We start from the raw sequence: 12,855 nt of genomic DNA on the forward strand, positions 1-12,855 counted from the left end.
GCGTTGCACCCACCTTGCCTCGCGTTGCGAGGCCCGCTCTCCACACAATTCCAAGGCCAAACCCTGCAGAGCAGGCCTCACAACGAACTTCTACAGTGCGAGCTCCATCTCCGCCTGCGTGCCGTCGTCCTCATATGCAGTGACGCCGGCGAGGTCCCGTCCGGCGATGTAGCCAAAGGTCAGTGCGGGTCCCAGGTTGATGCCGCCGGCGGGGTAATGCCCGCCCATGACACTTGCTTGATCGTTGCCGGCTACGTAGAGGCCATCTATGGGGTGGCCTTGGTTGTTGAGCGCCCGCCCTCGGCCGTCAGTTTCCACGCCCGCGAATGTCCCGAAGCTCCCTGGCACAACCCGCACCGCATAGAACGGCCCCTTCTCGATAGGCCCCAATGACGGATTCGGCCGGTGCGTGGCGTCGCCGCCGTAGCGGTTGAACGCGGATTCGCCGCGTCCGAAGTCCGGGTCGACGCCGGAACGGGCATTCGCGTTGAAGCGCGCCACCGTCCGGCGCAACTCCGCGGGGTCAATACCGCATTTCGTCGCCAGTTCCTCCAGCGTCCGGCCCTTGATGAGGTAGCCGGAGCGCAGGTAGGGAAAGAGCGGCACGGGCAGCGGCTTGGCCATTCCCAAGGGGAACTTGCGGACAAAGCGGCTGTCCGCAATCTGCCACGACTCCACGGTTTCACCCTCAGGTGTGGCTGCCAGGAGTGCCTCAACATAGTCGTAGTAGCCGTTTGCCTCGTTGACGAACCTCTTCCCATCCGCACGGACGCCGATGCTGCCCGGCTTCGCGCGGTCCATGATGTGCGGGAAAACCCCGGTCCTGCCGTTGCGGTACGGCACCAAAGACACCGGGCACCAGGCGGCCGGCGACTTCACTGCGGTGGTAAAGCGTGCACCCATAGCCTGCGCCAGGTTGATGCCATCACCCGTGGTTTCGCCCGGGGACAGCGTCCAGTGCTCCCGGCCGGTGGGCGTCTTGGGGAACAGCTCCTTGCGCCGCTGCACATCGTTGGGGAAGCCGCCGGTTGCCAGCACGACGCCGCGTCTCGCGTTGATCTGCACCTCACCTTCGGTAGAACGCACGACGGCGCCGGTCACCTTGCCGTTTTCATCGCTGAGCAGCGCTGTGGCCGGCGTGGCGACCCGGATGTCCACTCCGAGATCGTCAGCGGATTTCATGAGCCTTCCGGTCAACGCTGTGCCGTTGACCAGTTGCATGTTCCTCCGGTGCGTCAGCAGGTCCAGGAGGTGGAATCCGAAGCGCCAGCCTGCGTGGAACAGGCCCTTGGGGTTGCCCCGGGAGGCTGACAGGAACTTACCAAGGTCCGGACCGGCCATGATGCCCATGCCTAGGAACGAGGTTTCGTAGAGCTGATGACGCATCTTCGCCCTCAGTCCGGGCTTGAACGTGCGGGCGTTCAGAGGCTTAGGCCCGACGGAACGATTGCCAGTTCCTGCACCTGGAAGGTCACCGTAGATGTCGTTGATTTTGCTGCCGGGAACGAATTCCAGGGAGGTCTTTTGGTGGAAGAAGCCCACCATGTGCGGGGCAGCTTCAAGGAAGGCATCCACTTTTTCTGCTTGGTAGTCGTCCCCGAGAACCTCCCGGAGGTATGTGCGGAAGGTTTCCTTGTCCTCATTGACCCCTTCAGCCTTCGCCAATGGGTTGCCCGGTGCCCAAGCCCAACCTCCGGACCAGGAGGTTGCACCGCCGCAAACCTCTGCCTTCTCCACCACAATCACCTTCATTCCGTGGAAGGCTGCTGTGACAGCTGCAGACATGCCACCGGCGCCTGAGCCGATAACCAGGACGTCGCAGTCCACGGGGCTAGGTGTACTGTCCATCATTTGTTGCTCCCGGTAAGTGCTGAGATGTTGTGTGCTGGGCTGTTGACTGCTGTGGTGGTGACTGCTGGGCTGTTGACTGCTGTGGCGGTGAGGACGGAATCTGCCGCCGCTTTGAGATGTTTGGCCCATGCCAGTTCGCCCATCTCGGCCGCCCTTTTGTCCGATGGCGTTTCGATGCTGACCGGGGTTCCTGCGGCGAAGGTCGCGAGTATGCTCGCTAGGTGGAATTCACCGTCGCCGGGTACGCCTCGCTCCGAGCGCGACTCGACAATCAGGGCTTCCCTGTTTTCCGGCGCAGCAGCAGGACCATCGCAGAGTTGGACCAAAGGAACCAGATCCGTGGCCGCCTCGAGCTCAGCCGTAGTTGCGCCGAAGCGGTTGACGTGGAGTGCGTCAACAACAATCTTGCAGCCCGCCCGCCGGGACAGCTTCACTGCCTGGGGAAGGGAACGAACGGTTTGGTAGGCGATGGGTTCCAGCGTCGGCATGATTCCGTAGGACTTACCGTCCTGGGTCATCTGCGCGAGGTGGTCACCGAAACGGTCAAGGTCCGGGTCTGCGCAGGCCACCGTCAGTGTTGATGCCCCGAGGGCTTGGCCGGCCTCCATCATTCGCAGCCAGGCTTCGCGTTGATCCTGCCCGCCCTGCAGGCCAGTTCCGTCCAAGAGGAGAAACTCAACATCCTCAACCGTGATCCCTGTATCCGCCATCCGTTGCAGCGTCTCCTTGAGCAGGTGGGAACCGGGCTGGAGATCGTATGGCCGCTCCGTGGCGGTGACTGGACGGACTCTGGCTCCGATGAAGTCGAAGCCCGCCTGTGCCGCGATGCTCACCAAATCCGGCGGTGCGGTTCCGACGAGGGAGAGCTGGGCGATTCCCAGCCGGCGCGTAGGTGTGGTCACTTTCGGGCTCCGTTCAGGGTGAAGTCATGCTGGGTGTCGGCGAGGTCGCTGGAATGCTGCGAATTCGCCGGAACTCTCCGGCGATCCGGCGCTGTTCCAGCGATCTCGGCGAAGGGGGTGTCGGCGGAGGGGGTGGCCAGTGCCGCGGCAATGCGCTGGGCTGCGTCGTAACCGCTCTTGACCGCGTTGGACACAATGGCCGGTGCCTTGTCCACGACCGTTCCGGCGAGGGCAATGGGGAGCGAAGCCGCAAAGCTGAGCTCGGCTTCCCGTCGCTCCAATGTCAGCGGTTGCTCCAGCATGGGCGGCCCGTCCAGCGGCAGCACCGAACGCGAAACCAAAAGATCGCCCGGGGCATCAATCCACTCGTCCTCCACACCCGAGCGCCTGATCCGAACCCTATTGACGCCAGGCTCACCAGTACCGTCAAACTCCTCGATAGTGCTGGACAGGAAGATCCGCACCTTCGGATTGGCTTCAAGCCGGGGTACTGCGAGGATCTTGGCTCGACGGCCGGATTCAGGAGCCAGGGCTTCCTGCGGCCCAATGATCAGCACGGCAGTACCAAGTGCTGCAAGGGTGTCGGCCACGCTCATGGCAACAGAATCCGCACCCCAAATTGTCACCGCTTCCGGCGCACTGCCCACAGAATCGTCCGCACTGACCAACAACCCGGACGAGCTCCCCACGGGACCGGACCCGCTTCCTGAGGGCCTGGACACGCTGCCGTCAAGGACCTCAGGATGCGCGGCTAGCCAATCCCGGATGTCAGAAACACGGGGCGAGTCGCCGCCGATGAACCCGGGAGCAGGGCGCACCCCGCCCGTGGCCACCACCACTGCGTCTGCGCCGAAGTCGCGGGCCAGCGAGCCGACGTCGAACGTGTCCACGTGGACTCCCTGGCAAACCTCAACGCCCAGCCGCTCGCTTTCCGCGCTGGACCAATCTGCAAAGCGGTGGAAATCCGGCGTCGATTTCATCCGCTCAGCGAGCGCGAATTGCCCACCCGGCCGCACGCCGTCGTCCATCAATGTCACGCTGGCACCGGCTTCGGCGAGTTCGCGGGCAGCGGTGAGGCCCGCAGGCCCGGCGCCGACCACCAGCACCCGGGAGCCCGGGCGAACAACGGGCGTGGGAACGGGAACACGTGAGCGGCCAACTGCCGGATTGACCGTACAGGTGACCTGACCGAGGCCAAGGTTATCTATGCACACATTGCACGCGATGCATGGCCGGTAGCGTTCGCCCCGCAGCACCCCGCCCACGAACGCGGGATCGGCGTGGAGGGCGCGGGCAAGGCTCACAAAGTCGCAAGTTCCCTGGGATAGGACTTCCTCGATGATTTCCGGGCTGTTGAGTCGCCCGGCCATACCCAGTGGAAGTCCGAACTGACGGTAGGCCTTGGCGTACTCGGCCAGTATCCCGGGCTTCCACTCCCCCGACTGGACGATCCACTCACCGGCGTCGTAGCTACCCGCAGAGATGTCCAGGAAATCGAGCTTGTCCAAGTGGGCATTGGCGATGATGGCCACTTGCTGCTCGGCGCTGATACCGTCGGCCGGACCTTCCACTACCGAGACACGCATTCCCACAATCGTGTCCGGCACGGCCTGCCGCACGGCGTCGATCACCAGGTTCATGAAGAACTCCGGTGCTGCGAACTCGTCAGTTCGGTGGTTGGAAATGGGCGACATGAACTGATGGATGAGGTAGCCGTGGGCGCCGTGCAGGTTGATCACGTCGAACCCGGCGGCCACCGCGCGGCGGGCCGCAGCCCCATAAGCTTCCACAAGTTCGTAGCACTCAGCGGCGGTGAGCTCCCGCGGAATTTCACCACCCGCCGTCGGGCAGGGAACCGGCGACGGCGCGAGGTTCTTGAAGCCCGAGACTGCCGCTTGGGCGGTGCGGCCACCGTGATTAAGTTCGACGGCGGCCAACGCACCTTCGGCGTGCAGGGCGTCGGTGAGGCGGCGAAGCCCCGGAATCATGTCATCGGTGTGCAGGCCGAGTTGGTGGATGCGGCCCTTACCGTCAGCGCGGACGTAGGTGGCCTCCGTGGTGACCATGCCGAGGCCGGCCTTGGCACGGGTCACGAGGTAGTCGATGTATTGCTCGGTGATGAAGCCATCCGTGGTGCCATAGTTGCGTTCCATGGGTGCGGAGGCCAGGCGGTTGCGAAGGGTCTTGGGGGTGCGGCCGTTGCGACCCAGGGTCAGGGGCATTCCCGCTGCGGGCGTGGTGGGAGGCATGGTCAGCGAGCCACCTTTTCGCGGCCGCGCAGCTCGGGAATGGCTGCGTGGGAGGGCTGGGCTGGTGCGAAGCGGACGGGTTGGCCGGTGCGTGAAGATTCGTAAACGGCGAGGAGTATCCGCAAGGATTTCAGGGCGTCTTTGCCGGTAATTGCCGGTTCCGTCCCGTTTTCCAGTGCCTGGACAAAGTCCTGCACCTGCAGTTTGTGGAACGGGATCAGCTGGCCGTTGATGACGGACAGATCGACGTTCGGCTCCACGCCTTCCGGGTGGACAGGCTCGACGACGATTTGCTCGCCTACCGCCCACAGGTCCAGCCGGCCGTCGCTGCCTTCCGGAAACTCGGTGAGGGAAGCCGAAGCCCCTGTTTCGCCGGTGATGCGGAGCTGGATTCCGAGGTTGGGAGACACTGCCGTGGAGGCTTCCAGCGTGGCCATGGCTCCGGAGGTGAAGGTGATTACCGCCGTTGCGGAATCCTCTACCTCTATATAGTCGGCGTGACGGTAGGTGTTGACCTTGCCGTAAACCTCGGCCACGTCTCCCAGATACCACTGGAGGAGGTCGATCTGGTGGACCGCCTGTGACATGAGGACTCCACCGCCGTCGCTCTCCCACGTGCCGCGCCACGCGTCGCGGTTGTAGTAGTCCGGGGCACGGTGCAGCATGACCGAACACTGGGCCAGGATTGCCTTGCCCAACGTGCCGTCGTCGATCGCGGCGCGGATCTTCTGAGAGGCCGGCCAGAAGCGGCGCTGGAACAAAACCCCTAGTTGGACCCCGGCGTTCTCGCAGGCCTCCACCATGCGCTCAGCAGACTCCAGCCTGGTGGCGATGGGCTTCTCGCAAAGGACGTTCACCCCGGCCGCCGCAGCTTGGAGCACCACTTCCTCGTGGGTGGGGTGGGGTGTGCAAACGGAGACGACGTCCAGTCCCAGGGTGAGGAGTTCCTCCACACTTGCTACAGCGTTCGGTATGTCCCACGCTTCCGCTGTGGCCTTTGCCCGGTCCGCATCCACATCGCAGACGCCCACGATCTCCACGTTGTCCAGGGCACGGAACGCTTCCAGGTGGTTTCGGGAAATGGCGCCGCAACCCGCGATTCCAACGCGGAAGGTACGGGGTGCGGTTGCTGACGAAGTCATGGGTATCCAACTTTCAGGGCATGAGTCGTAGGGGTTTGTGCTGATGTGGCGAGCGCCGGAGTCAGGGGCGCGGCGGGTTGCCCGGAGGCGAACGGGTGCCGGGCGGCTGGGTGCCGCCGCCCGGCGTCGTGCTTTATCTGCTTACCTGCGCGCCGCGGGGTTTGCCGAGGTCCTCGAGCGGGACGTTGTAAGTCTCGCGGGCCGTCATGATGGCGATGGCCGAGGCTGCCAGGCAAAGAATAGTGAAGCCCGCTACAGGCCACCAACCGTTGGGGCCGGGTTGCGCAAGGAGCGTTGCGATGGCGGGTGCGAACCCGGCGAGGATGAGGCCAATCTGGCTGCCGATCGCCATGCCGGAGTAGCGAACAGCTGCCGGGAACATCTCCGGGAAGAAGACCGTCCACACACCGTTCCAGCAGGAGTAGAAGACGGTCATGTTCAGGAGGCCGAACAGGAAGATCAGGGGGATGTTCTGCCCGCTGATGGCCCAGAAGTAGCCAATGGTGGTCAGTGCGCAGCCGAGTGCTCCCACCAGCAGGACCTTCTTCCTGCCGATGCGGTCCGAGATCATGGCGGAGATGGGAATGGTCACCATGGAGAGCCCGATAGTTACAGCGTTCACGGTGAGCATGAGGGTGCGGTCGATGCCCACGGCCGGTCCGGTGGCGTAGGCCAGGGCGTACACGGTGAAGGTGGTCTGCATAACGGAGAACAGCATCACCACACCCACGCGCAGGACGTCGCGCCACTGCGTTTTGAAAACCGCGACGGCGGGGATCGCCTTGGGTTTGTTGTGCTCCACGATCTCTTCGAACACAGGCGGCTCATCCAGGCGGGTCCGGATCCAGTAAGCCACAGCTAGAACCACTACCGAAAGCCAGAACGGCACACGCCAACCCCAGCTGAGGAGCTGATCCTCAGGCAGTGCTGCCAACGGGATGAAGACGATGGTGGACAGCACCATTCCCGAGGCGTAGCCGGTCATCACGAAGCTGGTGAAGAACGCGCGGCGGCCTTCCGGCGAGTGCTCCATGGTGAGTGTTGACGCACCTGCGGCTTCGGCGCCGGCGGAGAATCCTTGGGCCAAACGGCCTACCAGCAACAGCGCCGTTGCCCAGTACCCGATCTGCCCGTACGTGGGCAGGAATCCTATGCCAATGGAGGCCACGCCCATGATCACCAGCGTGATCATCAGCGCTTGTTTGCGGCCGATCTTGTCGCCGTAGTGGCTCATCACCAAGCCACCCAGCGGCCTGGCCAGATACCCGACGCCGAACGTAGCCATCGCTCCAAGGAGTGCCACTACGGGGTCGCCGCCCGGGAAGAAGATCTTGGGGAAGATCAGGGCGGCGGCGGTGCCGTAGATGAAGAAGTCGTAGTACTCCAGGGTGGATCCCAGGAAGGAGGCGAGGGCCGCCTTCTTGGGCATTTTGACGTGCTCAACCGGCGCTGCCGGGTTGACGTCCGAGGGCGAGTGCTGCTGCACGTTTCCCATACTGTCTCCTCATTGAGTGCGCGGGAAGTGGCACCGCCATGGTGCCTTGCCCGGCAAAGAATTAGATGAGTCACGAATCGCCGGCTGCCGATTTGTTGGGCAGTCCATCCTGTGGCCGTTGATAACGAATTCAGGATGTGTGGTCCAGGTCACTGGCGATAGTTCCTCTGGGATCGACTGTAGGACCCAGGTCACAGGCCGAGGGGAAACTTCCCGTTGAACGGGACACAGGCATGCCTGGCTTAGTCAGTGGCAGACAACCAGGGCCGGGATCCGTAGGGCCGACGCTCAGCACCCATGGTCCGTGACAGGCCACGGCCAGCGGCCACCAGCACCGGAAGAATCAGCCCGGCGTCCTCGTCAACGGAGGGCACGACGACGGAAATCGCACCTATGACCGCATGGCCCTGGCCGAATACGGGAACGGAGTAGGCGGTGTTCTCCTCCACAAGGACGCCGACCAACCGGGCGTAGCCGCGCTCCCGGATCAGCGCGAGGTTGGCCCTGACTCTTGCAGGATCTGTTTCCGTAGCCGGAGTGGTCTTCTCCAACGCCCCGGCCAGGAATCGGTCCTGCACCCAGCCCGGCATGTGCGCCATCATGGCCATCCCGGAGGATGTGGTGTGGATGTCCAGTCGGCCCGCCACCTCGGCCAGGTTCATGACCGTTCCATGCCGGTCCAGACGCTCCAGGTAGAGCACGCTGTTGTTCTCCACGTCAGGTATGGACAACGCCACATGCTCCCGGACGGCCGCATGAACGCCTTCCAAAAACGGCAAACCCCGACGGCGGAACTCCTCCAAGGGGTTGCTGCGGGAGGCCAGCTCCCACATCTTCATGCCGACCCCAAACTCCCCTGAAGCATTACGTTCCAGGAGTCCACTGGAGGCCAAGTCCATGGCCAGCCGATGCACGGTACTGCTGGACATCCCGGTAATCCGGACCAGCTCCTTGAGTGGAAGCCACGGTTGGCCCTTGGAGAACGCATCCATGATTTTCACAACACGCTCAATGACGGACTCCCCCGACGCTGAGTTAGCCATGATGCCTCCCGTTAGCTTCCCGGCAATCCGGCCACCCCGGACGTCCCGGACGTGAACCCAATATAGCCTTGCACTTGACCTTGAAAATGTGGGAGGCAACGTGGAACTGCGGCAAATTGAGGCCTTCCTGGCGGTGGCCGAGGAACTTCACTTCGGCCGCGCGGCGGAGCGGCTCCGGATGGCGCAGTCACCACTGAGCCAAACCATCAAAAAGCTCGAAAAGGACTTGGGGTCGGCGCTGTTCGAACGCAACACCAGGTCTGTCACGCTAACGGCAGCGGGGCATTCACTGCTTCCGCACGCCCGGAAAATCCTCGACGAAGTGGACTTGGCCCGCCGTGCAGTGAACGCCGGAACCGGGACCGTTTACGGCAAGCTTGCCATTGGCTTTTCCGGGGCGTTGAACCACACCACGCTTCCCCCTCTGGCACGCGCTCTTCGCCAGCATTACCCGCAACTGGAGGTGACATTGCATGGCGGGCTACTGACCCAGGAAGCACTCCATCAGTTGGGCAACAACGTGTTGGATCTGGCCTTCATCGGCCTCCCCATCGACTCGCCGTCGTTAGCCACCCGCCGGATTGCCACGGAGCGTCTGGGGGTCACAGTTCCCGCGGACCATCCTTTGGCCGGGCAGACGTCGGTGGAGATGGCCGAACTCGCAAGCGACCCGTTCATCACCATGCCTGCCGCTCAAGGGTCCACACTCCGGGACGTCACTTTCGCAGCCTGCGCCGCTGCTGGATTCCGGCCCCGTATCAGCCAGGAAGTGGCCGATCCGTACACAGCCCTTTCCTTGGTAGCAGGCGGCGTGGGAATCAGCCTGATGCCCGAATCCATCCAAGGAATCATGCCGGCGGGCACCATCTTCCTCTCCTTGGCGGGGGAGGATGTCCTGCTGTTTTCAGGTCTCGCGTGGAACCCGGCAACAACGTCGCCAGCCATCCGTGCAGCCCTGCGGTTGGCCGAAGAAGTGCTCCCCACACCGGCACCCTGATCACTATGTGTTTTTAGCACATAGTGAGAGAGCAATTAAGTATTGGACAAGAGCTAATAGTTTGCCCAGCATTGAGGAAAGCCCCCACTCACTCAATGAAGAGGACACCCTCATGGCCACTTTCGCCGTTACCTACGCTTACTCCCCCACAACATCCGCCAGCCGGGATACGATCCGTCCGTCTCATGTCGAGTTCCTCAAAGCCCAGTTCGACGGCGGTCGCCTCCTGAAGAGCGGACCCTTCGGTCCCGAGGAAACTCCCGGCGCATTGCTGATCATTTCCGGCGATTCCAAGGCCGACGTCGAAGCCCTCATGGACCAGGATCCATTCCAGCAGGCCGGACTCATCCAGGAACGGACCGTGCGCCAGTGGAACATCTTCTTTGGCTCTGACACCGATGTTTCCGCAGCGCCGGCCGTTCAGAACTGAGGTCCGGGAATGCTCTCCGCTGTCACCGTCTCCCAGGAAACCATTGAATTCCGGGACTCCCCGGAGCCCACCCTTCAATCAGGCCACGCCCTTGTCCGGGTCCACAACGTCACTCTGTGCGGCACCGACCTCCATATCTGGGAAGACGACTACCCCACAGATTTGCCGCTCATCCAAGGTCACGAATTCTCCGGGATCGTGGAGGCCTTGACGCCCGGCGAGGTGTCGAACGACGACGCTGCCATCGCCATCGGCGATCGCGTGGCCGTCAATCCCATCATCTACTGCGGCAAGTGCCGCCCATGCCTGACGGGCCGCTACAACGTCTGCCACAACGTAGGCTGCCTGGGCTGCTACTCGGACGGGGCACTCAGCGAGTTGATCAGCGTCCCACTGGACAAGCTCTGCCCGGTGCCGGACGAGCTCCCGTTGGATATCGCTGCCATGGGAGAACCAGCATCCATCGCCATGCAGGCAGTCAACCGGGGCCGGCCTGAGGCCGGGGAAACCGCGCTGGTGCTGGGCAGTGGTCCCATCGGTTTGTTGGCAACGTTGTACCTGACAGAGTTGGGAGTCACCGTGGTCTGCGCTGATACCGAGCAGCACCGTCTGGACCTTGCCATGGAGTTCGGCGCCACGGACACGCTGCTGGTCACACCCGGTACAGACTTCCCGGACAGACATCAGGGACCTCGGTTGGATGCACTCACCGATGGCTACGGGCCCCAGCTGGTCATCGAGGCCACAGGCGTCCCTTCGTCTTTGGAGAACGCCATCAGGCTTGTGGCAAGTGCCGGGAGAATCGTCCAAGTAGGCATTTCGCCCAGACAGGCCAACGTGTCCATGAAGGACATCCCTTATAAGGAACTGGACATCATGGGAAGCCGCATGAGTCTCAACCTCATCCCTGACGGTCTGGCCCTCCTGGCCAGACACCCAAAGCAGGCCAGTGCCCTCATGACCCACCGCTTCGCCTTCGCGGACTTGGAACAGGCATACCGCCTGATGCAGGGACGCACGGAAAAGATCGGCAAAATCCTCATCGAGATGCCAGCAGGAACCACCGCATGAGCACCCCCATCCTCACCGCACCCGAGCAACTCAACGCAAGCTACGACGTCGTCATCATGGGCAGTGGCGCCGCCGGGCTGGTGGCTGCCGTCCGCTCGGCCGACGCCGGCCTCAGCGTCCTGGTTGTGGAAAAGGCTGACCTGCTGGGAGGCACCACGGCGGCTGGGGGTGGCGTGATGTGGGCGCCCAACAACCATCTCGCCAAGGCTGCGGGATACCAGGACAGCCATGCCGACGGCGTCGCGTACCTTTCCGAGGCGGCCGGGCACGTGATGACGGCCGAGGAGATCGAATGGTACGTGTCCACTGCGCCGCGGGCCGTGGAATTCCTCAACCGGAACACGAAGGTTTCCATGGTTCCGATCGCCCGTCCGGATTACCACATGGAGTGGAAGGGATCCGCAGATGGGGGCCGGGGCCTGGATAACAACGCGTTCGATCCCCAAGATTATCCAGGCCTTTCGGAACTGATCCGGCCGTCCTCCTATTTCCCGCTGCTCACTATGACCGAGCGCGATGAACTCAATGGCCGTGCGGCCGATCCGGCGCTCCTGTCGCGCCGGGCCTCCTCAGGGATCCGGACCATGGGCGGTGCACTGGTGGGCAGCCTTGTGGCGAGCGCTTTGGATCGTGGTGTTCACATCGTTGCCTCCAGTCCTGTGGAGGACTTGTCGCCGTCCGGCACCGGATGGAACGTGCGTCTCGGCGGCGGCGCCGGAGCGCACGTGGCCGCGACCGCCGTCGTACTCGCCTCCGGAGGGTTCGAATGGAACCCGCGACTCCGCAACGCCTTCCTGCCGTATCCGGTGACGCCCATCAGCGCACCGTCCAACGAGGGCGACGGGTTGGAACTGGGATTTAAAGCCGGAGCGGCTGTGGAGGACATGTCCGCTGTGTGGGGCGTTCCTGTCATATCGACGGCGGCGCATCAGTACGCTGGGCAGCGTTCCGGCCGAATGGGGAACGTCGAGATGACACTCCCGGGGTCGATCACCGTGAACAGCGACGGCAAGCGTTTCGTTAACGAAGCCCTCAACTATCACGATGCCAGCCGGGTTTTCGCGTCCATCAACCCGCATACGGGCAGGCAACAGAACAACCCCGCATGGCTGGTGTTCGACTCCACCTACTTAGCCAAGTACCCCGTGGCGGGTTCCACTCCGGGCTTGGCAGCCGAGTGGATGGTGTCTGCGCCGAGCCTTGAATTGTTGGCACTGGATCTGGGCATCAACCCGGCCGGGCTGGACGCTACGGTTGCCCGGTTCAACGCTGACGCTGCCCTTGGGGTGGACACGGAGTTCGGACGCGGCGCCACCCCGCAGGACCGATTCCTGGGCGACGCCGGCAACACTCCCAACCCCTGCCTTGCGCCTCTACTTGCGGCACCGTTCTACGCCGTTCCCATCCACGCCGGGGTATTGGGCACTTCCGGCGGGCTTGCCACGGACGCCAACGGGCGAGTGCTCGACCATCGGCAATCGCCCATTCCGGGGCTCTACGCGGCAGGCAACGTCTCGGCCGGCGTGTTCCGAAACAATTACCCCGGCGGGGGCGCCACACTGGGCTCGGCGATCACGCGTGCCTTTGCTGTTGGGGAGGACCTGGCGGCCCGGCTCACGTAGCCGCATCTTAGGGGACACCTACGTTTTGGGGGACGAACGCTCGACGGCGACTA

General features: G+C 63.4%; 10 protein-coding genes. 4 read left to right on the forward strand and 6 right to left on the reverse strand.

Annotated elements, in window-relative coordinates; all coding sequences use genetic code 11:
- Positions 1-90 precede the first annotated feature (90 nt).
- The 6 genes from ACZ5J0_RS16080 to ACZ5J0_RS16105 form a co-directional block, all read right to left on the reverse strand.
- Positions 91-1,851, reverse strand: a complete 1,761-nt coding sequence (locus ACZ5J0_RS16080; RefSeq protein WP_464093522.1) for an FAD-dependent oxidoreductase — start codon at positions 1,849-1,851, stop codon at positions 91-93.
- Positions 1,848-2,753 (reverse strand): sugar phosphate isomerase/epimerase family protein, encoded by a 906-nt coding sequence (locus ACZ5J0_RS16085; RefSeq protein ID WP_464093523.1) that lies wholly within the window; start codon positions 2,751-2,753, stop codon positions 1,848-1,850. The genes ACZ5J0_RS16080 and ACZ5J0_RS16085 overlap by 4 nt, the downstream gene beginning before the upstream one ends.
- Positions 2,750-5,002, reverse strand: coding sequence for an FAD-dependent oxidoreductase (locus ACZ5J0_RS16090; protein ID WP_464093524.1), 2,253 nt, complete (start codon positions 5,000-5,002; stop codon positions 2,750-2,752). Before ACZ5J0_RS16090 ends, ACZ5J0_RS16085 begins: the two co-directional genes overlap by 4 nt.
- Positions 5,003-5,004: 2 nt before the next feature.
- Positions 5,005-6,144: a Gfo/Idh/MocA family protein gene (locus tag ACZ5J0_RS16095; protein ID WP_166842390.1), complete on the reverse strand. Its 1,140-nt coding sequence runs from the start codon at positions 6,142-6,144 to the stop codon at positions 5,005-5,007.
- Positions 6,145-6,277: 133 nt separating this feature from the next.
- Positions 6,278-7,639, reverse strand: coding sequence for an MFS transporter (locus ACZ5J0_RS16100; RefSeq protein WP_250820347.1), 1,362 nt, complete (start codon positions 7,637-7,639; stop codon positions 6,278-6,280).
- A 242-nt stretch (positions 7,640-7,881) separates the two neighbouring features.
- Positions 7,882-8,682, reverse strand: coding sequence for an IclR family transcriptional regulator (locus tag ACZ5J0_RS16105; RefSeq protein ID WP_464097203.1), 801 nt, complete (start codon positions 8,680-8,682; stop codon positions 7,882-7,884).
- Between the two features lie 100 nt (positions 8,683-8,782).
- Here ACZ5J0_RS16105 and ACZ5J0_RS16110 point away from each other — a divergent pair, with 100 nt between their 5' ends.
- The 4 genes from ACZ5J0_RS16110 (at position 8,783) to ACZ5J0_RS16125 (ending at position 12,802) form a co-directional block, all read left to right on the forward strand.
- Positions 8,783-9,679 (forward strand): LysR family transcriptional regulator, encoded by an 897-nt coding sequence (locus ACZ5J0_RS16110; RefSeq protein ID WP_464093527.1) that lies wholly within the window; start codon positions 8,783-8,785, stop codon positions 9,677-9,679.
- 112 nt (positions 9,680-9,791) lie between these two features.
- Positions 9,792-10,109: a YciI family protein gene (locus ACZ5J0_RS16115; protein ID WP_464093528.1), complete on the forward strand. Its 318-nt coding sequence runs from the start codon at positions 9,792-9,794 to the stop codon at positions 10,107-10,109.
- A 9-nt stretch (positions 10,110-10,118) separates the two neighbouring features.
- Positions 10,119-11,180 (forward strand): alcohol dehydrogenase catalytic domain-containing protein, encoded by a 1,062-nt coding sequence (locus tag ACZ5J0_RS16120; protein WP_464093529.1) that lies wholly within the window; start codon positions 10,119-10,121, stop codon positions 11,178-11,180.
- Positions 11,177-12,802 (forward strand): FAD-dependent oxidoreductase, encoded by a 1,626-nt coding sequence (locus ACZ5J0_RS16125; protein WP_464093530.1) that lies wholly within the window; start codon positions 11,177-11,179, stop codon positions 12,800-12,802. The genes ACZ5J0_RS16120 and ACZ5J0_RS16125 overlap by 4 nt, the downstream gene beginning before the upstream one ends.
- The last annotated feature ends 53 nt before the right edge of the window (positions 12,803-12,855 follow it).

The sequence above is a fragment of the Arthrobacter sp. DualSoilB13 genome (assembly GCF_055389195.1).